The sequence below is a fragment of the Arsenophonus nasoniae genome (assembly GCF_004768525.1).
Lineage (GTDB): Bacteria > Pseudomonadota > Gammaproteobacteria > Enterobacterales > Enterobacteriaceae > Arsenophonus > Arsenophonus nasoniae.
Window position 1 is genome coordinate 487,460 of sequence record NZ_CP038613.1, and the last position, 24,322, is coordinate 511,781.

General features: G+C 36.3%; 17 protein-coding genes, 1 tRNA gene, 1 pseudogene and 1 riboswitch. Of the genes and pseudogenes, 8 read left to right on the forward strand and 11 right to left on the reverse strand.

Annotation, left to right across the window (positions count from 1 at the left end; all coding sequences use genetic code 11):
• Positions 1 to 3 precede the first annotated feature (3 nt).
• The 3 genes from ArsFIN_RS02290 to istA form a co-directional block, all read right to left on the reverse strand.
• Positions 4 to 1,163, reverse strand: a protein-coding gene (locus ArsFIN_RS02290) for an IS3 family transposase (RefSeq protein WP_135677411.1) whose coding sequence is annotated in 2 segments (ribosomal slippage) — positions 4 to 884 and positions 884 to 1,163 — 1,161 coding nt in all. Because the reading frame shifts where the segments join, the coding sequence is not laid out codon by codon here.
• Positions 1,164 to 1,217: 54 nt separating this feature from the next.
• A complete protein-coding gene (locus tag ArsFIN_RS02295) occupies positions 1,218 to 1,460 on the reverse strand; it encodes an ATP-binding protein (protein WP_246067319.1) in 243 nt (80 codons plus the stop codon).
• Positions 1,447 to 2,487, reverse strand: a complete 1,041-nt coding sequence (istA, locus tag ArsFIN_RS02300) for an IS21 family transposase (RefSeq protein WP_135677417.1) — start codon at positions 2,485 to 2,487, stop codon at positions 1,447 to 1,449. The genes ArsFIN_RS02295 and istA overlap by 14 nt, the downstream gene beginning before the upstream one ends.
• A 140-nt stretch (positions 2,488 to 2,627) precedes the next feature.
• Between istA and ArsFIN_RS27120 the strand changes: the two genes are divergently transcribed.
• From ArsFIN_RS27120 to ArsFIN_RS02335, 7 genes and pseudogenes are all read left to right on the forward strand, one after another.
• The gene (locus ArsFIN_RS27120) at positions 2,628 to 2,777 is read left to right on the forward strand and encodes a KilA-N domain-containing protein (protein ID WP_246067412.1); all 150 of its coding nucleotides are present in this window, start codon (positions 2,628 to 2,630) and stop codon (positions 2,775 to 2,777) included.
• A gap of 70 nt (positions 2,778 to 2,847) precedes the next feature.
• Positions 2,848 to 3,324 carry a hypothetical protein gene (locus tag ArsFIN_RS27125; protein WP_338023317.1) on the forward strand — a complete coding sequence of 159 codons (477 nt, stop codon included), beginning with the start codon at positions 2,848 to 2,850 and terminating at the stop codon, positions 3,322 to 3,324.
• A 189-nt stretch (positions 3,325 to 3,513) separates the two neighbouring features.
• A complete protein-coding gene (locus ArsFIN_RS02315) occupies positions 3,514 to 3,756 on the forward strand; it encodes a hypothetical protein (RefSeq protein WP_135677445.1) in 243 nt (80 codons plus the stop codon).
• A gap of 8 nt (positions 3,757 to 3,764) precedes the next feature.
• Positions 3,765 to 4,372 (forward strand): annotated as a pseudogene (locus tag ArsFIN_RS02320) (MT-A70 family methyltransferase).
• A 16-nt stretch (positions 4,373 to 4,388) separates the two neighbouring features.
• A complete protein-coding gene (locus tag ArsFIN_RS02325; RefSeq protein WP_026823455.1) occupies positions 4,389 to 4,631 on the forward strand; it encodes an excisionase in 243 nt (80 codons plus the stop codon).
• Positions 4,588 to 5,631 (forward strand): tyrosine-type recombinase/integrase, encoded by a 1,044-nt coding sequence (locus tag ArsFIN_RS02330; RefSeq protein ID WP_135677446.1) that lies wholly within the window; start codon positions 4,588 to 4,590, stop codon positions 5,629 to 5,631. The genes ArsFIN_RS02325 and ArsFIN_RS02330 overlap by 44 nt, the downstream gene beginning before the upstream one ends.
• Positions 5,632 to 5,725: 94 nt before the next feature.
• Positions 5,726 to 6,556 carry a hypothetical protein gene (locus ArsFIN_RS02335; protein ID WP_026821506.1) on the forward strand — a complete coding sequence of 277 codons (831 nt, stop codon included), beginning with the start codon at positions 5,726 to 5,728 and terminating at the stop codon, positions 6,554 to 6,556.
• A gap of 501 nt (positions 6,557 to 7,057) precedes the next feature.
• Here ArsFIN_RS02335 and ArsFIN_RS02340 read toward each other — a convergent pair.
• The 8 genes from ArsFIN_RS02340 to ArsFIN_RS02375 all read right to left on the reverse strand — a co-directional run bounded on the left by ArsFIN_RS02340 (position 7,058) and on the right by ArsFIN_RS02375 (position 23,107).
• Positions 7,058 to 11,707: a pentapeptide repeat-containing protein gene (locus ArsFIN_RS02340; protein WP_026821507.1), complete on the reverse strand. Its 4,650-nt coding sequence runs from the start codon at positions 11,705 to 11,707 to the stop codon at positions 7,058 to 7,060.
• Positions 11,708 to 12,012: 305 nt separating this feature from the next.
• Positions 12,013 to 13,197: an MFS transporter gene (locus ArsFIN_RS02345; RefSeq protein ID WP_026821508.1), complete on the reverse strand. Its 1,185-nt coding sequence runs from the start codon at positions 13,195 to 13,197 to the stop codon at positions 12,013 to 12,015.
• 374 nt (positions 13,198 to 13,571) lie between these two features.
• Positions 13,572 to 14,510, reverse strand: coding sequence for a magnesium transporter (locus ArsFIN_RS02350; RefSeq protein WP_338023349.1), 939 nt, complete (start codon positions 14,508 to 14,510; stop codon positions 13,572 to 13,574).
• 132 nt (positions 14,511 to 14,642) lie between these two features.
• Positions 14,643 to 14,812: riboswitch (M-box (ykoK) riboswitch) on the reverse strand.
• A gap of 266 nt (positions 14,813 to 15,078) precedes the next feature.
• Positions 15,079 to 15,603 carry a DedA family protein gene (locus tag ArsFIN_RS02355; protein ID WP_026821510.1) on the reverse strand — a complete coding sequence of 175 codons (525 nt, stop codon included), beginning with the start codon at positions 15,601 to 15,603 and terminating at the stop codon, positions 15,079 to 15,081.
• 427 nt (positions 15,604 to 16,030) lie between these two features.
• Positions 16,031 to 17,728, reverse strand: a complete 1,698-nt coding sequence (fruA, locus tag ArsFIN_RS02360) for a PTS fructose transporter subunit IIBC (protein WP_026821511.1) — start codon at positions 17,726 to 17,728, stop codon at positions 16,031 to 16,033.
• Positions 17,729 to 17,739: 11 nt separating this feature from the next.
• The gene (fruK, locus tag ArsFIN_RS02365) at positions 17,740 to 18,681 is read right to left on the reverse strand and encodes a 1-phosphofructokinase (protein ID WP_026821512.1); all 942 of its coding nucleotides are present in this window, start codon (positions 18,679 to 18,681) and stop codon (positions 17,740 to 17,742) included.
• The gene (gene fruB / locus ArsFIN_RS02370) at positions 18,678 to 19,814 is read right to left on the reverse strand and encodes a fused PTS fructose transporter subunit IIA/HPr protein (RefSeq protein WP_026821513.1); all 1,137 of its coding nucleotides are present in this window, start codon (positions 19,812 to 19,814) and stop codon (positions 18,678 to 18,680) included. The genes fruK and fruB overlap by 4 nt, the downstream gene beginning before the upstream one ends.
• 836 nt (positions 19,815 to 20,650) lie before the next feature.
• Positions 20,651 to 23,107 (reverse strand): pentapeptide repeat-containing protein, encoded by a 2,457-nt coding sequence (locus ArsFIN_RS02375; RefSeq protein ID WP_162143400.1) that lies wholly within the window; start codon positions 23,105 to 23,107, stop codon positions 20,651 to 20,653.
• 629 nt (positions 23,108 to 23,736) lie between these two features.
• On the opposite strand from ArsFIN_RS02375, the gene ArsFIN_RS02380 reads away from it, so the two are divergent.
• A tRNA-Ile gene (locus ArsFIN_RS02380) sits at positions 23,737 to 23,812 on the forward strand.
• Positions 23,813 to 24,322: the final 510 nt, after the last annotated feature.

Genomic DNA, 24,322 nt, shown 5'->3' on the forward strand with positions numbered 1-24,322 from the left:
GATCTAAGCGGCATTTTTTAGTTCATGATATTTTTGATGTGGCGTTAAATAACCAATCGTTGAATGGCGTCGATAATAATTGTAAAACTGAATATAATTTTCAACTTCACAGACAACAGATTGATGATTCATAAACGATAAACGGTTAAGTCTTTCTGTCTTTAAACTCCTAAAAAATCTTTCCATCACGGCATTATCGAGGCAATTACCTCGCCGACTCATGCTTTGAGTTATTTTCCGTTCAAAGAGGTGCGCCCTAAACTCCTCCGATGAATATTGGCAACCTTGATCTGAATGGAACATCAAACTTGTCGTATCCGGTAATTGCCGTTCAATTGCGTTATCTAAGGCTTCTTTCACTAATTTCGAATCCGGTTTTGTTGATAAGGCATAACCAATAATTTCTTTGGTGGCTAAATCCAACACACAGGCTAAATAGCTCCACCCATAGTGATGTCTAATATACGTGATATCCCCGACATAATAGTGATTATGCTGTTCAGGGGAAAATTGTCGTTTAAGCAAATTAGGGGCATATCGATGTTCGTTACCCGATGAGTGATAGTAGTGCTTTTTCGTTGGTCTAATTGCAACTAATTGATTTAATTTCATGATGTTCGATATTTTATAAGTGCCAATTTGGTGCCCTAAACCCTTTAACTCGGCTTGAATACGTCTTTTGCCATAAATTTGACCCGATGTATAAAAAATACGTTTGATTTCGCCACACAGTCTTTCATTTTCAACTGTCGGTATTTTCGTTTCATAATAAAAACTACTGCTGCTTACTTCAAAAAGATGGCATAACTCAGTGACCGTAAAATTGGGGTACATGATTTTCAGTTGCTTCACGATTTTGAGTTTTGATTGTCGAGGATGAAGTAAGCCGCGGCTTTTTTTAATATGTCATTATCCCTCTGAGCACGCTTAAGTTGAACTTCTAATTCTTGTATGCGCTGTTGCTCGGGTGTTAACGCTTTTGATTTTACAGGCGTATTCCCATTTAACTCGGCAAGATATTGTTGCTTCCATCGTGATACGGCAGATTTACCCGCACCGGATATTTTTTCAACTTGGATATTGCTATATCCACCTTCAACCATGAGTTTTGCATATTCCAGTTTTTGCTTTCCGCTAAAGGTTACTTTTACTTTTCGGGTCATATTTATACCTATAAGATTTTGCTTAATTATAAGCTATAAATCTCTACAGTTTTATTAGACCACTACAAAATCGAACGTATTAAGTTCTTTATGTGCTGGGAATCCTGCCATCCGACTCAAAAGATTACGAGTTCGTTCATCTCGTTGTTGTTGCTCACATTTTAACAGGGACAGTAAAAACTCTCCGTAGCTTTTGTCTTGGGCAATGCATTTTTCGGCAAGTGATGACCAATGAGTCGGAATAGAATTTAATTTCAATGACTCACACAGGTGTTCAATTTGTTCATGCAATAACATGTTCACCTCCCAGTAATGCTTCGTATACGCTGATTGAGTGTTGCAAACTGACAGATTCAAGGGGCGGTACGATAGGGATATTAAGCGTATTAGTCTGTGGGATAGATTGGCAAACCCTTGCTGGTAAGGGTAGAAGAGACTTAACTTCCTTAGCTAATCTATCTGCTGGCTTCTCTAACGTTGTTCCATGAATTCGCTGATGGGCAACGCGTTGTAACCATGGACCCACTTTTGCATTAGCTATTTCAATATCCAGTTCAAGATTATGAGCACGAAGGTCGGTGTTTAATGGCACGATAAAGCTGTTTTTTAAATAGTGGTTAAAGCGCTCTACTTTCCCTTTCGTTTTTGCCCTGTAGGGCTTGCAAGCCTTCAATTTAAACCCGTAATCTTTCGACATTTGAAGCATTTCGACATGTAATTTATGATCACCTTCTGCATAAGCATCCCGTTCGATGATGAGGGATTTTGCGTTATCACACAATACTTCCTGTGGTACACCACCAAAGTAGTCGAAAGCTTCTCTTAAACCTTGCTGCCACGATTCTGCTCGTTCATTATCAAAGAACTTTACATAACTCGCACGCGAATAGCCTAGCGTTGCAACAAACGCTTTCAGCGATTTTTTACCTCGCCGGATGCTGGTGAAGTCGATTTGCATTTGTTGACCTGGCTGTGTTTCAAAACGGACGACTACTTCGGGAACAATGCTTGGTTTAAATTGACAAACAAATCGGCGTAATTGAGCAATACCACCTTGATAGCCGTTTTCAACTACCTCATCAAATAAGACTGTTGCAGGGATCCAATCAGGTTTAGCCAGTTCAATTCGCTGAAGCAAATAAGGTTTAAAGGGGGATAATTTAGTCGGTTGTTGACTTCTTTTAGCATAAGTTGGCATTGTCTGTTGTTGTAAATGATGTTTTACGGTGTTACGGGATATACCCAACTCACTGGCAATTTTTCGAAGGCTTTGTCCTTGTGCAAAGCGAACATGAATATCCACAAATATCTCCTTGGTTAACATAAATTATCCGTACAAAAATGTGCGAATAATACCAAGTGGATCAGTTTTAGATGATCGTTAGTGGATCAGTTTTGCATGATCGGTGACACCCTATCATTGCTGGCGTAGAAATCACGACAGACTCAGATGGTCGTTTCAACCTGAATGCGTTACATAAAGCCAGTGGCGGCAAAGATGCTAAACGCCCTAAAACATGGCTTGAGACAAAACAAGCCAAAGAGTTAATTGAAGAGCTAAGGCAGAATTCCGCCTTAGGTCAAGAAGCAATCAAAGTTCAAAAGGCGGCATAAATCCAGGCACTTTGCTCATGAGCTGTTAGCCATTGAGTATGCTGGCAGGATTTCGCCAAGATTCAGATTGATGGTTAATCAAACCTTCCTGGATTACAAAACAGGAAAATTAGCTCCTGTCACCCCAACAACAGACTGGTTAGATAATCCTGCACAATTACGAAAAGTGCTGATTAGCTATACCGAGCAAGTGGAAAAAATAAGCAGTGAGCGTGATGAAGCTATTAGAACAAAATCACAAATCAGCCGCACTCGTGAAGCTTCTGCAATGGGTAAACTCAGCGTTGCTACCCGTAAAAATCGGGAACTGACAGAACGACTAGGAGAAAGTGTTAAACATGCCACCATCACAGCTGTAAAGAATGCCACAGGGAAAGAATACAAATTTGCCCCACTTCGCAGATGGTGCCGTGAGAACCAGGTGGAAGCAACCGAAGTGCCTGATATTCGTTATGGTCAGGTTAAGTCATGGCCAGCTGAATCATGGCTACAGGTATACGGTATCAATCTGAAATCGTTATTTGCTAATAGCCAACGTATTCACTAGAGATTGACCACTATTTGGTATTTCTGAATCACTCAAAAAAAGACCAGCGCAAGGCTGGCAATATTAGGGAAATATTAGGGAAATGTTGTGGTTACGAACACACAACGGCATGAATATATCATAATTAACTGAAGTTGATCAAATTTTGATCAGAATGGTAATCATTTGATTGGTAATGGGAGTAACTGTATGAATAACATCCATGAATACCGAACAACGTTACACCATGTCAAAGTAGGGATGCAGGTTATTTATCATGGTGAAAGGATGAAAATAATTAGATTGAAGGAGAAAAAATTAACAAACAAAGGATTGATATATCAATTTGATACCGATGGAGAAAACGGAACATTAACCGGAAATGGCGGTAATAAAATCACTGTGTTAGAAAAAATAGACGACTTGCATAAAAGTAAAAGCGGGTATGTTTAGGAGATGACGTGAAGTATGACCTGATACTCGCAGATCCACCCTGGCAATACCAAAACAAAGCATCAAACGGCGCAGCACACAATCACTACAACACCACTGACTTTACTCCCTTACTCGACTACCTATAGAAACCATCGTTAATGATAACTCCGTACTCTGCATGTGGTATACGGGTAACTTTGCGCTGGAAGCTATCCGGTTGGCGGAAGCATGGGGATTTAAAGTCAAAACCATGAAGGATTTACCTGGGTCAAGCTCAATAAGTTAGCCAAAGAGCGGATCTCCAAAGCTATCAAAAGCTGAGCTATCTGATGCTGATGACTTTCTGACATTACTCAATGCTGAAACACGCATGAATGGCGGTAACTACACCCGCAGTAATTCAGAAGATTGTTTAATTGCCATCAAGGGAAAAGGACTAGAACGCAAGGACGCTTCCATCAAACAAGTTATCTACGCCTGTCTCGGTGAACATAGCCAAAAACCAATAGAAGTCCATTACCGATTAGAGAAACTTTACGGTGAGGTGAAACGTATCGAACTTTTTGCTCGTGACAAAGTGCAGGGCTGGGATCTATGGGGCAATGAAGCGCCTGAGAATAGTGTGAGTTTTTGAATGAGGATAAATAAACATGATTACTTTAGCGGAATGGAATGCAAGGAGGGATAGGCCAAGAAGAATGGACACTGTCAGGGGATGGGTTAGAAATGGGTTAATCCAGCCTCCACCCATCAAAGATGGCAGGGAATATTTAGTTGAAGAGTATGCAATCAAAGTTAACGGCGTTAACCAGGTTAGTCATAAAAGTATGTTGCTGCAAAGGATAGGTCATGACCAGAATCAGAAAAATAAAAAATCGGGATTTGCCCCCTAACCTATACAAAAGAAACGGGTATTATTCCTATAGAGACCCACGTACACGGAAGGAATACGGTTTGGGTAGAAACAAAGCCTATGCAATTAACGAGGCTATTAGTGCAAATCAGTTATTGCTCAATGCAGAGAAAGTTAAGCCACTGACAGAAAGGATAGATGGACAAGGAAGTGTCTATTTCCATGAGTTTTTAGAGAGATATGAAGAAATATTGAAAACAAGGGGATTAAGAGAAAAAACATTAAAAGATTATAAAAGTAAAGTATTAGCGATAAGAAAAGGAATTCTTGACGCACCAATAGAAAATATTTCTACTAAAGTGATCACCGATTTTATTCATACATACATAATTGACGGGAAAACTTCCTCAGCAAGCATTTTCAGAATAACATTAAAAGATATATTCAATGAAGCATATTGCTTAGGAATTATAAATAATAATCCTGTTTTACCTACAAAGTCACCAAAAGTTAAAGTACAAAGAACAAGGTTATCTTTAGATGATTTTAATTTAATTCTAGAATCAATAGATGATGAAGCACATTGGTTAACAATAGCAATGAAGCTAGCTTTAGTTACAGGTCAGAGAGTGTCTGATATATCAAAAATGAAGTACGAAGATCTTCATGATGACAAGTTATGGATTATTCAACAAAAAACAGGAAGTAAAATAGCTATTCCTTTAACCGTTGAAATAATAGGTATTAAGCTATCAGCCATAATAAAAATTAACGAAAACGATTCAGAATATATTATTAATGATGCTGGCAAGAAAGTTTCAATAGAAAAAATATCAAAAGGATTTGCAAAATTAAGGGACAAAACAAATTTAACATGGGAAGGTACACCTCCATCATTTCATGAAATAAGAAGTTTATCTGCAAGATTGTATACAGAGAAAAATGGCAGTGATTTTGCTCAAAAATTACTAGGCCATAAATCAGCGAAAATGACAGCAAAATATCAGGATGATAGAAATAATGGATGGATTGAAGTATAATTCATAGTGAATGAACAGTGAATTATAGTGACAAAATAAATATAATTTATTGATATATAATAAAAAAATATTTTAGCATCTTTGGAGATAGAAGATGGCGCACAATGAACAGCGAATGCTTTACCAATGGTTAAGCACCGGTTTAGCAAACGATAATTGTCGCATTCAGCTTGCGTATGTTGAAGGAGATGGCCAGTGGTGGTCGTGGCTATCCGAGGATTCGGTCGGTATTTGGTGTGATAATCCTAATTGGCAGCAGGCGCTACAAACTTATAGTGGTAGCGCTGATCCAAGCCTGGTTACTGAAGATTTATTTCCTTGTATTAGCGCCGCCTGGTTTGCATTACTTGGTGAAACAGTTAATGCAAGATTGAGCCAACAGCCGATTGATTACCGTTTGCCTAAGGGCATTTATCCTGTGATTACAGTAGACGAATGTCAATTTGTTGTCGTTAATATTGGGTTGGAAAAATGGCAGGCGGCTTTCGCCAATTGGTCACCATTTGACGCTCCATCTGTGCAAGTGACGGTTAAATTGTTAGCCGGCTTTATTGCTGATTGCGAAAATATTCGTCACAAGTATGGTTATTGGTTAGCGGGGGATGTGGATATTCGGCAAAACGAAGCATTATTATGGTGGCATGAACCATTAGCTATCGTTACATTAACCGATGTTAATCAACTATGGATAAAAGAGATTCGATCAGCGGTGACGTTTAACCAAATACCCTATTTAGCTCAGGTGGCCACCATTGATTTGCCACTAGCACAACTTTATACCCTGATCGCCGCTGAAAATTTGACCGGTAAGGTGACGTTAGAAACACGGGTTCGATTATTGCATGATGAACAACCCGTTGCTTGGGGAGAGTTATTAATCGCTCGAACTGGAACGGCATTTCACTGCCTGGAACTGGAAAAATAGTTTTGCTGTTTTTTCTTGCCTCTTTTTCTAATGCAATAATATTGAAAATATTTAGCCTAGATAAAAGAGATAGAAAAAACAGTGCGTGTCAACAAGCTATATGTGCTCATGCTTATGATGACATGCAAGGGTAATGCATTTAATTTTATCAGACAAATACAGCAGAATTAACGATACGACTACCGCGCCAATAAGGTATAAATAACCCGTGGCTTTATCATGCCAGTCGAATAAAAACATGCAGTAGAATGAGATTGATGATATTAACAGGAAAGCGATTATCATCAATAAGTATGACACAATCAGCGATAGGCATTTTTTCATATAACCTCCTATTAGATTAGATGACAATATTATTTACATCTATCTTTCATTGATATGATCCTAACTATAGATGATTATTAACGGATCGTATAAAAAATTTAAATTTTTCATAATATTTAATCTTTTTTGTTACCGTTAGCAATGCTCTTTTTAGGCTATTATCAAGTTTTTTATGATTTAGCGCCAAGCGGATGGTTGAATTTTTTTCAAAACATCATGGCAGTGTTCGGTCGCGTAATCAATCATCTGGTTATATAAGGCGGCCGTACAAGTAAAGGCATTGTTGCAGCCAAGTAATCGATCTTTCCAATCATTAAAGGTATTTTCTGTAATCAGAGTGGGATCAAGTTTGTGGGCTTTTTCCATTAAAGCGTAAGCATAATATCTGAGCATGAGTGGCGAATCCAATTCGGTACCAAAAATAGCACTGGATGAATAGCGGGTAAAAACGGCGGATAAAGAGAGTAGGTGTTCAGCTTTATTGCGCTCGCTACTGGTTGTCAAATCATATAGTTTTATGATTTGGTTATAATTGTCATTTTTTAAGCTATAGCTGTGTTCAAGATCAAGCACATGAGCAAATATCTCCTTTAATCTCTGTTGTGAAGTCTCATCAATTAACTTTGTGGCAAAAGTATTGGATTTTTGTGCCTGAAAAAATAGCGCATTAAGTTGTTGGTCTAAATTTAATGTCTCAAGCAGCTTATTGAAGGTTGCTTGGTGTTGACTATAAGTAAAATGACTAGAAAATAGAGGGAAATCTTGGTTGAAGCATTCATCTAGACTGAATTGCTGAGAACTTAAATTTTCGCCATGCTGAAAAACAAAAATGTTATTCCACTTGGTTTCCAGATCAGGATCTAGCATTTTTGACAGATTATGTTCAGCAACCACTAATGTTCTACCTGCCTTGGTCGGAGAAAGTAATAGATAGTTTTGTGCGTTACTATCTGACCAATCTACCTTACCGGCAAAATCGCCAAATATTCCCTCAATTTGTTCATATTCTAGTTGTTGCTTTATTTCTGGTAGTTGTAAATATTTTTCATAAAGCTTGTTAGCCATGGTGGTAGTGACATTATCAATACCTGTTTGAGTTTTTGCGGCCAAGATCGTTTGAATAAAACTACTATTAAATTTTGCTGACGCCATCAGATCTGGGTGATGGCTAAAATGATTGAGAAAAATATTGATGAGAGCCGGGTGTGTTTTCAGCGTATTAATTAATTGGGTTGAGGGATTTGCCAGGTAGTTATCCATCAGTTTATTGACAAAATTGCTAATTTCTTTATTGGTTGTAAAAGATGGTTTTCCAAGAATGTCTAATAGCGGTAAAGTTACATGGTTGAGATTAATGTCAGGCTGGTCAAGAGAATGAATTAGCTGTAAAGCCAACTTATTTTTTAATTCCTGATACCTGTCATCAATGCTATTAAGACTGATTAGCAGACTGCTTTGGTTATTAAAATGATTAAGTACCCGATCTAGTTGATCCTCATCCCATTCATTAGGAAGGCGAAGAGTGAAACTATCATTTAAAGAAGCACCCGCAAAATTAGTGTTATAGATTGTTAGCTCTTTTAGGATAGTGTTACTCAGATCGGCATTGCTAACATCAGTGTCCTTTAGGTTAGCTCCGGTTAGATCGGCTTGATCGAAAATAGCCTCACGCAGGGTAAGATCATTCAAATAGGCTTTTATTAACTTGGCTTTGGTGAAATTTGTACCTTGCAGGTTAGCATGCGCCAAAGTTGCATCACTTAAGTCAACCATGCTCAGATTGGCGTTAGTCAAATTTGCACCTGATATCGATGCTTGCGTTAAATTAGCACCCGTCAAATTACTATTTGTCAAGTTACTGTTGTTTAAATAAGCGCCTTCCAACCTGGCGTTATTCATGGCAGAATCGACTAAATTGGTGTCGCATAAATTAGCCTTGGCTAAGTTAGCGCCTATCAATAGTGCTTCATTTAAGTTAGCCATCAATAGATTTGCATTAAATAATTGAGTCTGGTTCATGATTGCTTTTGCTAGATTCGCCTCCACCATGATGATATCTGTCAGGTTAGCATTACTTAGATTGGTACCTTGTAAATTAGCCTGAGCAAGGTTATGGTAGCCACCAAAAACTTGAGTAAGATTCAGATAACTTAAATCTTCACCGGATAAATTAAGGTTGATGTCAGGCCGCCTTTTGGCCAGTTGTCTGCTTAATGCTTGCAGCTTTTGCTGTTGTGATTGATAGAAACTAGAAGTATTAGATTCAGATAACCAGTTTTTAGCGGCTTCATTAGCCCTTTTGCCACCCATGCCTTGGGTTTTTAATTGATAAAGCCGCTCACGTATTGACACTGGCGCTAATTCCAGCTCACCGGCCGAATTGCGCAGATATTTGCGGCCATAAAGGGTATTCGTTTGCAGATTGATTTGTACCCAAATGTCTTTACCTCGCTGTTTACCGATCTGCACTACCTGAACTTCTTTTCCCAAATCCGGACGATAAGCTGTCTCCACTTTGTACGGGCTAGCCAACTCAACCGGCCAGTCTTGCGCTTTTTTTTTCAGTGCTTTAATTAATGGGGTTAATCCGTGAACTTTCTGTTGAAGCTGCTGTGCGGCATTTTTTAAGGCATTAATCCCTTTTATTCCTCCTGAGGTTAATAATTCAAAACCTGGATCTACACCATGTAAAAAAGTCACGCCTAAGTCCAGGTAAGTTTTAGCAGGTAAACGATTTGTGATGTGTGGAATACCAAATTTGACAAACTGTTTACCACTTTCACGTAATGCTTGCCGAAAAGTCACCTGTTTTAGTCCCGTTCTTACCCCATTAATAACAGCTTCTCCCAGTGCGACACTGAACCGATTACTTACTTGCACACCTTTGCCAAAAAACGGAAAAAAACTGAGTAGATCAAATGCACCCGCTTGTAGCGCCTTCTCTTTATTACCCTTTTGCGCCTCTGTGATCATCGAATAAAACGGAATAAGGCTTAAGAAAAAAGCATCCACTTTTTGCCGGGTAGTTTCTTTATAACCTTCCTGATGCAGTTTTTCGCATAATTTTTCCGCACGTCGCTTAACAAGCTTGTCGATCAGCATGTTTGGTTCTTCAGAAGCGGTTTTTAGGGTCAAAATGGAAGAGGTTTTTAATTTATAGTCATCATCATAGCGAACTTGATTATCATGATAAAACAGATCCAGAATAGCATCTTTATTGTCGTCAACCCGATGTAATTTATAACTACCTATGCCATGGTCTGTGGTCAATGCATACACCCGTTCTTTGCCGTTAAAGGTACACTTCAGCATATCAATCGATTCCGGCACGCGAGTCACAAATCCACCTGAATCCTTTATTCCTTGTCTTGCCGCTGGTAGTAACGGGACACCTCGCAAACTATCAATGGCATTAAATTCAACCGCCACCAATTGAATGTCAGCTTGTTGCATAAAAATTTGTTCTTCTTCGCTAAGAGAATTAAAGGTCTGGGGGAGCAGGAGCTTTTCTATCTGTGCGGTAAGCTCAGCAATTTGTTGGTTTTGATATTCAAACACCTTATCAATATTGGGTAATAATGGCTTCTCACCTTGCCTGTTTTTGTATTCAACCTCTCGATTTTTATACAAATAGTCATTTAACCAACCTTCATCAATATCATGTTCTTTTAATTGTTGGCGGGCAAGCTCTGGCCGCGATTGCCAATTCGGTAACAAAGTAAGCAGTTTGATAAAAGGGTTATTTTGGTCAGATTGCTTTAAATAATCAAAATAACTGTCATAAATGGATGCCTTGGCTAACGGTATCGCTAGCGCGCTATTTTCGCGATTTAACTGGTCATGGATTAGAGCGGGTAATTTGAAGTATTGATTATACTTAGCCGGGAGAAGTTGTTCCTGTAAAAGTGCGGCCAGCAGCATACCGTTATTGCTAATGTCTTCCAGGCTCATGGTATTAATTTCAGCGCCGCTTTCATTGAGTAATGTTAAACCGGCATGCAGATAGCCCCATTCTGGATGATTTATCATCATTTTGGACAGTAATTTTTGTTGCTGCTCGTCGTCAGTTTGCAGCATAAAGGTTGGTATAATGCGATTGATAACCTGTTGTTGATAATAAATACGGGCTTGTGATGACAATTTATTAGGTGTGTGATGATTATTTAGTTGATTGAATAACCGACGTTGCAGATTAGCATGATGGAAAAGGGAATGTTCCCGTAATTGGATATCACTGATCTGTTTTAGCAGCCAGGCTTCCGTTGACATACCGAATAGGGCGTATTGTAACCAATTGGCAATGATGGCTTGTTGCCGAGCAGAAGAGATTTTTTCTCCTTGCTTAGCACCATATTCACCTAACGGCTGTAACAATAACCTGACAAGAGCAGTTATCTTCTCTTTATCATCTTGATAGCGGGTCAGATAATCAATGACAGGGTTTACCAGTGAAAGGGTTTGTGTTGCGTTATCATGTTGGTCGAGTGGATAGCCCTCTTTAATTAATAAGGAACGTAAGCGTTGATTCTGTTCATCATAGACGAGTTTATTAAAATCATGAGTGTTGAGCGATAATATAGGTTTAGGCTGATAAAACGATTGATTAATAACCGCTACCATACCATCGTTATCTCTGGCGGCGCTATTTGACAATGGAGTTTGCGCTGTTTCTGGGCTCTGTTGTATCGGATTGGTTAGCGTTGTTTCGCTGCTCGTCACCTGTTTTTCACTGGCGCTCTTTTTGTTCTCTGTTTTTTGGTGCCAAGTAGGATCGAATATAGACAAAAGCCTGGGAGATAGTGAAGGCGTTGAATCGATAGGTGGCATTATCACGATCCTTTATGTAATTAAAACATGAAAATATAGGAAATAACGATTAAATACTTTCATAAAAAAACTTTTGCTATTTATTTATAGGATCTAATAAATAACAGACGGGTTGATGAAGAGAGCAAGGTGAATGTTGGCTAAGGATGGCTATTATTTTTATAATGCCTATTTTAAATACGTCAATCGGCTCAGATAGTGTAAGTGTATGATTGGTTAAATATGATCTGGTTATTTCTTTATATTGTCATTGATTGTTGAATGCAGAATTGATCAGTTGAGTTTATCTCAACTGATCAACGAATTTATAATTTTTGAAATTTAGTTAGCATTAACGCCATGCTAGTAACTAAAATTAAAATATAAACCATCCATAGATATAAATTCATTTCAATAAAGAAACTACCTATCCCACCGATGATAGAAGGAATGACTAAGGAAGCTGAACCCATTAACGCTGAGGTTGCTCCCAGGTTATTTTTTTGGCTACTCATTGTTAGATAGGTATATAGAGATTCGAATAATCCACCAGTAAACATAATGATGGCAAAGAATGCAAAGAAAGTGATGGTATTATTTTGGTAGATAAATATAGGAATAAATAAAATTATTAATATTTGCAGTGATCTTAGCCAAATGGATAAAATTTTTGTGGCACTAAATTTCCGTAGCAATTTGCTGGATAAAAATGCGCCTGCCAATAAAAAAAGCCCGATAATAGCCGAGTAGATACCGAATATTGAGGCGCTAGCACCAAATTTGATCATAAAAATAAATGGCGCCGCGGTTACATAACAATAAATTAATGAAAAAGATAAACCAAGTGATAAACAGGGGAAATAGAATTTAGGTTGGCAGGCAATATGTTGATATATATTGCTGGTTTTGCGCCAAGAAAAAGTTGTCCGTTTTTTTACGGTTAACGTTTCAGGAAAAGAAAAAAAGACATAGACAATGGTAATCAAGACGTAGATAAAAATTAAACCGAATATACTGCGCCATCCCCATAAATCATTGATAAAACCGCCAATTAATGGTGACGCAATCGGGACAAAGCCTTCAATCGTAATGATGATGCTATAGAGTAAAGCGGCAATAGTTCCTCGCGAAACGTCACGTACCGCGCTGACTGAGGTGACTAGGGTGATTGAAATGCTTAATCCTTGAATAACACGAATAACAAGGAAAGCTGGTAAACTTTCAGTTTGTGTTAACATGAATGTTGCTGCTGCATAGATAGTTGCACCTGTTAGCATAATTTTGCGGCGACCGATGGCATCGGAAAGCGGACCAAAGATTAATTGCCCTAAGCCGATTGCCAAGGTATAAACCATAATTGAAAGCTGGGTTGATGAGAGACTTTTATTAAATTCTTTTGCGATATCAGGAATCGAGGGCAAATAAGTATCAACCCCTAAAATACCCATCATAGTGAGTAATGCTAAGCCAAAAGTAAAGAAAGACAGCGTTTGTCTGTTAATTTTTTTCATAAATATTTCCCTTAATAGAAAATTTTATTTCAAGCATGCAGGAAAATTTCAGGATCGATATTCAAACGGAGTTGCTGCTAACTAGCAAACTTTTCTATTTTTTGTTGAGCTTTAATTTAGTTTTATCCGGTTTGTTGGTTTTTAAATCGTATTTGATTAAAATCATACAAATCTAGTAAATTAAAATGCATCTACGTTACAGCATGAGCGTTTTAAATTAGTGGCATATTGATGAATAGAAAGCGATAGCTTAAAAAAGCAATCACAATGCGGGAATAAGCTAGCGAATAACTGGACTTTATTTTTTAGGGTAATTTTAATCGGCAGACTTTAATAATCGTAAAGGCTCGGTAACTGACCGAGCCTGTGGTTTGTTATATATTAAGAATAACTTTGGCAATTTCGAAATAAATAATCAGACCCGTACCATCAACTAGCGTTGTGATAAATGGCGCTGAAACTACCGCCGGATCAATGCCATACCTTTTAAGTAGTAGAGGAATGACCGAGGAGACAATGGCTGACCATAGAGTAATACAGATCAGTGACAGACTGACAACGATACAAATATCCCAACCAATATTCATAAAGCTGGCACGTAATATCCCCGCTGCCCCTAAAGTGATGGCGATTAACACTGCAGTTGACATCTCTTTACGCAAGATCAGCCATAAATGACTGATGGAAAGTTCTCCAATCGCCATTGAGCGCACAATCGTTGACGTAATCTGAGTACCACTGTTACCGCCTGTTCCCACTAAAAGTGGAATAAAGAAGGCTAAAGCAATGACCGCCTCTAATTGCTCTTCAAATGATTTAATGACCGTGCTGGTATAGGCTTCCGCAATAAACAGTAAAAGTAACCATACACTGCGTTTTTTCCACAGGGCAAAAGGACTCGTTTGAAGATAAGGTTTATCTAACGGTAAACTACCACCTTGTAGTTGAGCATCTTCGGTTGCATCATCTTCCAATATACGATCAATTTCTCGTTCGCTAAGGGCACCAACTAATACCCCTTTATCTAATACTGGCACCAGATCAAAACCACAGTCATGCAATGATTTTGCTAATTCAGTGCGTTTAACATCTGGGGCAACAAAGAAAAAATTGGGTTTCATCAGTTGGTTGATGCTATCACTATCAGTAGAGTGCTTTAATAGCGATTTTACTGATAAAATACCGATTAATATTTCATTCGTCGTAATGAAAATTTGATTAGTGATACTATTTTCTTCAAGTTTTTCCAGAAAAACTTTTTTTGCTTCAGCAACAGAAATATGTTCTGGTAAAGTCATATAATTCTGTGTCATATATGAAGCGGCAGTTGGGTTTGCCTGGTCAACATGATAGCGAGGTTTAAATGTATTTTGTTGGATAGGTAAAGCCATATAAAAGTCCCCTATAGGTGTTAAAATCTCTCACCGGGGCGAACTAACGTGGGAAGTAGATCCCAACGTTTAGGTTTTAGCTTCTAACAACGTATTCCAAGCGGAAAGTTACTTTTGTAAGACCTTGATTCGATCATACCTGTTTTACCAATACAAGCCTGTCTCCATGCAAGTACGGCAGTAACTTTTGTTTGTTAGGTAGCCTCGCCATAACGAGATCGTTTATTGTATTTCACGTCAACAGTGTTGAACGCCAGCGATTATAAATTTACTTATTTTGATTACAATTTTTTCTTGAAGTTGTTTAGTTAAGATTTAAGAAAGTCAAATTTTAACAGTCAAAAATAAGAAAATATTGTCTTTATTTTATTATAAAGTAAAAGAAATGCTTGTTTGAAATATGAATAGATAAAAATTAGATGGTTTTAATCGAAATATTTTAAAAGTTCTTAACTTTTTGTTTTTACTATTTTAAATAACGCCATTTATATTACATAAATGCTTCTGGTGCGATAATTGAAAATGCGCCTTTAACAATTAAAATAAATACAGCTGCCCAAATAGCAGCTGATAATAAGCAGACGCTATAGACCTTAGTTCGGTTCATTAATAACATGCCGGCAACTAATGGGATCATGTATCTTAATACCGCAATAAAACGAGAGGTAAATAACACAGTTATCCCTTGGTTTTGTAATTTGTTATGGGCATTATCAATAGTTGATTGATAACGACTAAAAAAACGACTAAATAATTTTCTACGGGTTATTTGATTACCCAAATAGTAGGAAATTATTGAACCAATGGTTGCACCTAAAGTAATCGCCAACCAAACTAAACTAATATTTAGTTTTGGCAAACTGGCAGTAATACCCGTTAATAACATAACGGATGCAGGTGGTAGAAAAGAAGATAAAACAACCGTAGATTTGCTAATTGCGATGCTAAATAATATGGTAAATAACCATATTGGATGTAAATTAATCTCTGACCAAAATGCATTTAGATATGTCATAAATTCTTCTGTTTTCATTGTGTTATTTTCTCTTTAGTGAGTTATTTCTGACAAAATAAAAAATATTATAATAATATAATCTATCTATATTAGCGTAAATTAAAGTTATTCAATTGTTGTTATAACAGGATTAACTTTACTAAATTTAAATTCAGTAGTTTATGAGTAAATAAAAATTTTGCCCAAGATAGGCATATGTTAGTTAATGGCTGGGGAAATGGTCAATTGCTTTAGTTAACGATATATTAAATAAATAATATCTTTATTTAGCTAGCAAGCAGAACAGTTATTTAAGCAAGCGTGAATTTTAATTGGCATCAAATCTTAGTGTATCAGTTCGATTTTACCATACTCTCTGCTTAGGTTTGTAAATCGATTACTGATTATTTTTGTCATTAACAATACATTTTTGTTAATGACAAAATAATTAGTTAAGTATTTTTTTATTCAATGAAGTTTCTACTTCGGCTCTTTTTAAATAGGCATATAATATTGCACTAATTAAAGTTCCACACATAATCGCTAGCAGATAAGCAATAATCGGTTGTACCGCTCCAGGAATCAACATAACAAATAGTCCACCATGAGGTGCCATTAGTGTGACATGAAAATACATCGATAATGCACCAGTAATGGCTCCGCCAAGCATACAGATGGGTAATACCCGCATCGGATCACGGGCAGCAAAGGGAATGGCGCCTTCAGAAATAAAACATAGACCTAATATGAACGCTGCTTTACCGCCTTCACGTTCATTAGTTGAAAACTTGTTACGAGCAAACAATGTCGCAAGTCCCATGGCTAAAGGGGGTACCATGCCCGCTGCCATAATGGCTGCCATAGGACCATAAGTTTGGGCACTTAATAAAGCAACACCAAACGCATAAGAGGCTTTGTTAACGGGTCCTCCCATATCTGTACACATCATTGCACCTAAAATAATACCTAAGATAACGGCATTAGTTGTGCCAATATTGGTTAGCCATTCTGTAAGGGAGGTCATTATCCAGGAAACAGGATTACCGATAATATAGATCATAACTAAGCCAGTAATTAATGTGGCGCATAATGGCACTATTAAGATAGGTTTTAGGGACTCCATACTTTTAGGTAATGGAAAGTATTGATTGAGCAATTTGGCGACATAGCCAGCCATAAAACCAGCAATAATACCACCAAGAAAACCGGCATTGGTGCTAACCGCTAGCATGCCACCAACTAATCCAGGTGTTAAGCCGGTTCTGTCAGCAATTGAGTAAGCTATATAACCAGATAAAATGGGTACCATGAGCGCTAAAGCAGAGTGTTTACCAATTTGCATTAATGCTGCAGCTAATGTGCCTGGTTGCTCGGCTGCATCTAAACCAAACATAAAAGAGAGGGCGATACAAAGGCCGCCGGCTACTACCATCGGTAACATGTAAGAAACACCAGTAAGTAGATGACGATAGAGGCCCTGAGTTGTTGTTTTCTTAGTTAAGTTGTCTGAGCTATTTTTTATTTTGTTAGGTTGATAATATTCAGCTTTAGCTAATGCATTATCCATCTCTTGCGCGGTTCTTTTTAAGGCGGCGCTTGTTGAGGTGTGGTAAATCCGTTTACCGGCAAATTTCGCTAAATCAACTTCTATATCAGTGGCAGCAATAATAAAATCGGCATCATTGATCTCTTCTAAGGTAATTTCATTGCCTGTTCCCACCGAACCACGCGTTTCTACTTTGATTTGCCAGCTTCGTTTTTTAGCTTCAATTTCTAAAGCTTCTGCTGCCATAAAAGTATGTGCCACACCAGTAGGACAAGCGGTCACGGCTAAAACACGCTGTTTTTTGGCGATCTTCGGCTTAATAAAATTAGCGTTGTCCACAATAATCGCTTTATTTTCGGCCATAGAGAGAGTTTTTTCTGGCGCAGGTATTATCTGTGTTTCATCGGTAAAGAAAACTTTTTTACCGGTCAATTGGTGTTCATCTGCTATATTTTCACCAATAACAATAATCAATTCAGCTGCCGCAATATTATCCGTTAATTTTAAAGATTGATGCTGTATCTGTTGACATAATATTTGCTTAGCAAGATAGGTTCTTGGTGGCATTTGGGGTGAATGAATAATAGCAATTGTTTTCATCAAGAGATTCCTTATATTTGATATGGGATCAGAGCAACTTGGTTCATCATTTTTGTCAGTTGTTGCCGATCCATGCTCCTAACATTACCTTGGCTGACTGTTATGGCACTGATTGCTGTTGCTAAGCGCAATGTATGTTCACTGGTTTGCCGCATCAATAAGCCATAGATTAAACCTCCGACCATGGCATCTCCGGCACCAACAGTACTTACAACCTGACATTTTGGTGGAGTTGCTAACCAAACACCGGATGCGTTGACCCACATGGCACCTTCTTCGCCTAAGGAAATGACAACGTGAGCAATGCCTTGAGAACGTAATTGCTGAGCCGCTTTGGCGATTTCTTGATAGGTAGGTAAAGGGTGGCCAATCCAGCTTTCTAATTCATGTCGATTTGGTTTCACCAACCAAGGGTTGGCTTTTAAACCGGCAATCAATGCATCTCGGCTACTATCAAATATGACGCACATACATTGATTACGTAGCCGTTTCATCCAGTTAGTAAAATCATCTAAATCGATACCCTTGGGTAAACTACCACTAACACATACCATATCAAATTGACTTAACCAGCTAAGGGAATCTCTGGCAAAATGTTGCCAATCCTGTTTATTTACTTCAAAGCCGGAAAAATTAAAATCACTAACCACCCTATTTTTTTCAGTCAATTTGACGTTAATTCGAGTTCTACCTTCGATGGCATGAAAACGATTTGTGATCCCGCGCTCTTTGAAGTCGTGAAGAAAACCGTTTAGATTTTCTTTACCTAAAAAACCACCGACAGTGACATTAACATTTAGATTTTTTAATGTATTAGCAACATTAATGCCTTTACCTGCCGGATACAATCCATGGGTTTTAACTAAGTTGACAGCACCTTTTTCAATACTGTCTAACATGCCGACTAAATCATATGCCGGATTTAATGTAATGGTTGCAACTTTACCTTTCATGCAATTTTTTCATCCATATTAGCGTTAATCACTTGCTCAATGGCATGTAAGGTTGCTTGTGCGTCAGGGCCACTGATCTTAAATTGGATACGATCATTTTGACGAGCAACTAATCCAATGACACTCATTATATTATGGCCATTGGCAGGAATTCCGTTGCCATCCAAATTAGTAATAGTGACTTTGCTGTTAAATTTTTTTATTGTATTAACTAATTGTGAACTTGGGCGTGCATGTAAACCATGTTTATTATTTAAAGTAAATTCTGCTGATAACGTCCCTTTTTCTTCGTTTGTGCTAGTCGTTAGTAAAGTAACCATCTGTACCGGATCGGGTGCTTGAAGCAATTTTGCTGTTTTTTTATCGATCAATAAATTAGCTAAGTGATTTAAGGTATTATTAGCCCGATTATCTTTGCATGATAGTGTGATAAGTAGGCAAAGTTGATGATCTTGATAAGATAAAGGCTGTTTAGGACGCGCAATTGCCATGGCTGTTTTTAGGTTACCTTTCTTACTATCACTAAGCCAGATCCCTTGACCTAAATAGAGCGGTGGATTTGTAATCACATCGACGATGAAATCATTATTAATGGCATTTGCATCCTGTAAGTGATTAATATTTAGTGCCTGGAGTGTCATAATATGGTTGGTATCAACATCTAACGTAATCATAGAAGCTTTGAAAATAAAGTCATCAAGCGACTCTTTAGCTAGCAATATATTATATATTGAATCTATTGATTTGGTGGTTGCCATTTCCTTGGCAATATTCTCATCGCTTAGAATATGTGTCAGTTGTCGTAATAAGCTTAAATGTTCCTCGGATTTAGCGGCAATGCCGATGACAATATAAGCTTTTTGGCCATCATCCCAATCTACACCTTGGGGAAACTGAAATACTTGAACGCCTGTCTGTAATACATTATGGCGCGTTTCTACCGTGCCATGAGGAATGGCAATGCCATTGCCTAAATAAGTTGAAGCTTGATTTTCCCTTTTTTGCATACCGGTAAGGTAATCTGGCGTAACGTACCCAGCATTGATTAATGCTTGAGCAACTTGTGCGATGGCCTGCTGTTTATGGTCGGCAAATTGTGCTAAATGAATATCTTTTTTAGACACATCAAACATGTTTTCTCCTATTCACATAAATGAGTGAAAGATTGCAGTTTTTATACAATAAAAAACAAAGCTATTTTTAGGTTTTATTTTACACAAGATGAATCGTTTCAATCTGCATATAACTTTAGATAAAAACAGATATATTTATCTAATGGTAATTTGTATTTTTATGAGATTGTTCACGAATAAAATGCTTTTTAATTTATTTAATGAAAAAATATAAGCCTAGGTTGGCAAAATAAAAAAATGAAAGTAAGTTAATTGATATAAAAATGTGATCTTAATAGTAGATTAAAATAAAAAAATTAAATTTTAACGATTAATGTCTCAATCTTGATGGATATTATTATTTTTTGTTAATTAACGTTAATTATTTGTTGGTGTTTATTTTGGTTTACAGAAAGAGCAATATTTTTGTTTGTCATATCAAGTTATTTAGTCATTTAATTAATTTTTGTAAAAGATAAAATAGCAAAATAATTTATATAAAATTTAATTATTTATTAAGTATATGTAAAACTCAATGTGTTATTTTGATTAAAAAGATAAATTTTTTAATTAAATGTTAATGCTGAATATTTTTAACATTTAAATAAAGGATATTGAGGAATATTTATTTTTAGTTAAATAAACAATTAACAACAGCAAAGTCTATCTATGATCAATAAAATCCTCTCTGTTGATTATTTAGCCCAGCTTGTGTGGGCTTTTTGTTTTTAAGCAATCGCACTAGCGGAATAATAAGTTTTGCTGTTTGCATACAAACCGTCAGTGACAATCAATAAGCTAGCAAAATTTTATTTAATAATTGCCAATATATTGAGTTTTATAACCATATGATTTACCTAGTTTAAATGGAATACTTTATTCATTTTGTTTTTTAATTTGTTTGTTTTTGCTTCAAGCTTGTCTACTGCTACATTTATTTCTTGCAGAAATTCTCTTTTTATATGATGTTTAGAGAACTTTACATCCTGTAGGTTCGACTCAGTAAAATCTGTTCTTGTTAAATTTGCTTTACTGAACTTGGCTTTTTGACAGTTAGCCTTGGTTAAATCTGCATCAGTTAGATCGGCATTTTTTAAGATAGCGTTTATTAAAGTTGCATTAATGAATTTGGCTTTTTGACAGTTAGCGTTGGTTAAATCCGCATCGGTAATATCTGCCTTTTGTAAGTTGGAGTTTATTAAAATTGCATCTATGAGATTTGTTTTTTGTAATGAGATCGCTTTTGCTAAATCGGTTTTAGTGATATTTGTTTGTTGTAATAAGCTTACTGCTGAATTTATATCGGTAGGATTTGTTTTTTGTAATAAAGTAGTGGCTGCTGATTTTGCTCTTATCAGATTGGCATTAGTAAGCGTTATGTTTTTTAAATCAAGGTTATCTCTTTTGTGTAATAAGATAGCTGCGGCTAAATATACTTCAATCGCATCTGTTTTTTGGGATAAGTTTGCTGTGATGTTCTCTTTAGTGATCTTGAGTTCGTCAATATTTATTTTTTGTAATGAAATAGCCGCTGCTAGCCTTGCTTCAGATAATTTTTCTTTAGGAATAACTATTCCTTGTAAATACATACCCGCTGTCAAATCTGCTTCTGTTAAATTAGCATCAGTGATATTTGTCTCTTGTAAGATAGCACCAGTTAAACATGTATTTGCTAATTGAGCATTTTTTAAGCTAGCTTGATATAAATTAGCAAAACTTAAATTGGCATTGTCAAGTACTGCTTCTGATAGGTTTGCTTTTTCCAGGACTGCGCCTACTAGCTCGGCATTATTAAGCTTTGCTTCAATTAGAATGGTTTTACTTAGATCTGCATTTTTTAAATTTGCATATTTCAGATTTGCCTGGTGAAGGTTTGCATTTGTCAATTTTACGCCTTGCATATTTGTTGAAAATAATTTTGCTCCGCTTAAATCGGCATCCGTCAAATCTGATAATATGAAATAGGAACTGGAAAAATCAGCGTTATTTAATTTTGTATTTTGCAGTTTTGCATCAGATAAATCAGAGGTAATTATTTTTGTGTGACTTAAATCAGCTTTAGTAAATATTGATTTTTGAAAAAAAGACCCTTTTATGTTTGCTTTGCTTAATAAAGCGTTACTGAAATTGACACTGTCACAGTCAGATTTGAAAATATTTGCTTGACGTAAATCGGCTTTAATAAGTGTTGCTCCTTGCATCTGAATAGAGGATAGATTCGCCTTATTTAACAATGCAGAATCTAAACGGGCAAACTTTAATGTCGTCACTTTAATTTCTTCGTTGGGCATTTTTAATTTAGCTAATTTAGCTTCAGTTAAATTTGCTTTAATAAGTGTTGCGTGATCAAAATTAGCACCCGCTATGGTGGCTCTTACTAACAATGCTGAATCTAATTTTGCATAATTAAATGTTGTGTTTTGAATTGTTGCATCGATTAGATTAGCGTTAGTAAGCGTTGCATGATCAAAATTAGCGCCAAATAGGGTGACTCTTTCTAACAATGCTGAATTTAATGTTGCATGATTGAATGTATTCGTTTTAATTTCGCCGTCAGATAGTTGTAAGTTAATAATTTTTGTGTCAGTCAGCTTTGCGCAATTAAGTGTTGCGTGATCAAAATTAGCGCCAGCTATCGAGGCTCTTTCTAACGATACTGAATCTAATTTTGCATAATTGAATGTTGTTTTTTCAATTTTTGCGCCGTTTAAATTTGCTTCTATTAATTTTGCATGATCAAATGTTGTATTGATAATATCTGTGTTTTGCAAATTAGCTGCGGATAAGTCTGTTCCATTGAAATTTACATTCGACAAATAAGCACCCGCTAAATTAATTCCGTCTAAAATTCTGGCGGATAGATCGGTATTTAATAAATAAATCCTTCCTTTCTTGATGTATATATTTGGATCAATCCGGTTATTTAATAACATTACGGTAGCGGTCGTTTTAAATGCATGCTTATCGATTTCTGAAGTAAAATGTTCTCCTGTTGGTCCTTCAACGCAAACAGATAGCTTATCTGAATGATATTCTGAGGGTTTAGTGGTTACCATACAACCGTTAAAATTGAATTTGATTTCTTCAGGAATATGATAGCAATTTGAATTAGCAATTTTTTTTTCCAGCGCGTTGGTCATTGTTTGCATTAAATTATCATATTGCTTAGATAATTTTCTTTCTACGCCGCCTAAAGTAAAAAAGTTTATGATATGTTCAAGTAATCCTTTTGGAGATGTCGCTAATACTTTTCCTTCTATGCTATTGCTATTTATTGCGTAATTAGCAAACATTGAACAACGATTGGTATCCATATTTATATATGCCATATTTTCTATTTCCCTAATAGTGTCGAATTTAAAATAAACGCGATTGGCGTATTTTGATTAACAGTGTTAACACAATAAATATATTTAATATTACTGAATATGTTATTAGTATTGATATATAACCAGATATATTGAATTTATACTATATAATTTTTCTAATGTTTTCTTTAAATTCAACATGATGATTTTAAAAAATAATTTATATTAATTTAGTTAAATAAATTAAGTTATGTTCTTTATTAAGATGGTTATTTGTTATCAAAGTAAGAAGCGGAAATTTTATATTATTCATGTTTGTTTTCTTGATATTATCTAATATTAATTATAATAATCTATTATCCATAGTTAAATTTCATAAGTAGGTTTTTGTAGATTTCCTAATATTATAATATGTTAGTTTATATTTTATTCATAACTTGCTGTTAACTTTTGAATATAAATTTATCAATAAATTATTATTGTTCAGTTATTATCCTTCGATTTAAACTGAAATAATTAATTAACAAATTACTCACGGAAAACCATTAAATTGGTTGATTTTGTTTATAAAACAAGCATATGATTTATAAAGACTAGACCGGCGCAAAAACAGCTCGTATAATGCATCCCACTTAGGCCCCTTGGCTCAGTGGTTAGAGCAGGCGACTCATAATCGCTTGGTCGCTGGTTCAAATCCAGCAGGGGCCACCAAATTTTACCTGTTAAATCAATACATTAAGCCATTTTTTAGCAAGTGGCTTTTTTGTTTCTAGATGCCATTGCCCCCTTTTTGTCCCCTGAGTTTTTTACTGACCGCTAATTATTTAGTGACATGTCACAGTTAATTATATTTTTTTAAAAATATGTCACTCTAATTTTTCCAAATATTTTTGTAATTCATTTCAGTTTTTTATTTTATCTCAATCAGCTTGACTACTGGTTTTGTAAAATTATACAGCTAATTCTGCGATCCAATCAAACCCACGTAAAATAGAAATTTTCTTTATATTTCAGTGCATTGATTTTCTAATGCGATCCAACTCGTAATCTAAAAACTGTAATTTACTGAAAATCTTTTCACACATTTCAGTTTGAAGTTTTATCAAAGACTCTAGGCGTGGTGGGTTCAGGCGATAGGTTTTGTCCCACTTAAAAACTGAAATAATTTTTAGATCCAAATTGTGCAGGCGGGTGCGGTGTAGCGGATTTTACGTGGTAGTA

What these genes read in the sequence shown, in the direction of transcription:
- ArsFIN_RS02325 (WP_026823455.1), top strand. Translation starts at nt 4,389, where the DNA reads ATGATTACTTTAGCGGAATGGAATGCAAGGAGGGATAGGCCAAGAAGA.
- ArsFIN_RS02295 (WP_246067319.1), bottom strand. Translation starts at nt 1,460, where the DNA reads ATGTTATTGCATGAACAAATTGAACACCTGTGTGAGTCATTGAAATTA.
- ArsFIN_RS02330 (WP_135677446.1), top strand. Translation starts at nt 4,588, where the DNA reads ATGACCAGAATCAGAAAAATAAAAAATCGGGATTTGCCCCCTAACCTA.
- ArsFIN_RS02340 (WP_026821507.1), bottom strand. Translation starts at nt 11,707, where the DNA reads ATGCCACCTATCGATTCAACGCCTTCACTATCTCCCAGGCTTTTGTCT.
- istA (WP_135677417.1), bottom strand. Translation starts at nt 2,487, where the DNA reads ATGTTAACCAAGGAGATATTTGTGGATATTCATGTTCGCTTTGCACAA.
- ArsFIN_RS02335 (WP_026821506.1), top strand. Translation starts at nt 5,726, where the DNA reads ATGGCGCACAATGAACAGCGAATGCTTTACCAATGGTTAAGCACCGGT.
- ArsFIN_RS27125 (WP_338023317.1), top strand. Translation starts at nt 2,848, where the DNA reads ATGGTTAATCAAACCTTCCTGGATTACAAAACAGGAAAATTAGCTCCT.
- fruA (WP_026821511.1), bottom strand. Translation starts at nt 17,728, where the DNA reads ATGAAAACAATTGCTATTATTCATTCACCCCAAATGCCACCAAGAACC.
- ArsFIN_RS02355 (WP_026821510.1), bottom strand. Translation starts at nt 15,603, where the DNA reads ATGACATATCTAAATGCATTTTGGTCAGAGATTAATTTACATCCAATA.
- fruK (WP_026821512.1), bottom strand. Translation starts at nt 18,681, where the DNA reads ATGAAAGGTAAAGTTGCAACCATTACATTAAATCCGGCATATGATTTA.
- fruB (WP_026821513.1), bottom strand. Translation starts at nt 19,814, where the DNA reads ATGTTTGATGTGTCTAAAAAAGATATTCATTTAGCACAATTTGCCGAC.
- ArsFIN_RS02315 (WP_135677445.1), top strand. Translation starts at nt 3,514, where the DNA reads ATGAATAACATCCATGAATACCGAACAACGTTACACCATGTCAAAGTA.
- ArsFIN_RS02345 (WP_026821508.1), bottom strand. Translation starts at nt 13,197, where the DNA reads ATGAAAAAAATTAACAGACAAACGCTGTCTTTCTTTACTTTTGGCTTA.
- ArsFIN_RS02350 (WP_338023349.1), bottom strand. Translation starts at nt 14,510, where the DNA reads ATGACACAGAATTATATGACTTTACCAGAACATATTTCTGTTGCTGAA.
- ArsFIN_RS02375 (WP_162143400.1), bottom strand. Translation starts at nt 23,107, where the DNA reads ATGGATACCAATCGTTGTTCAATGTTTGCTAATTACGCAATAAATAGC.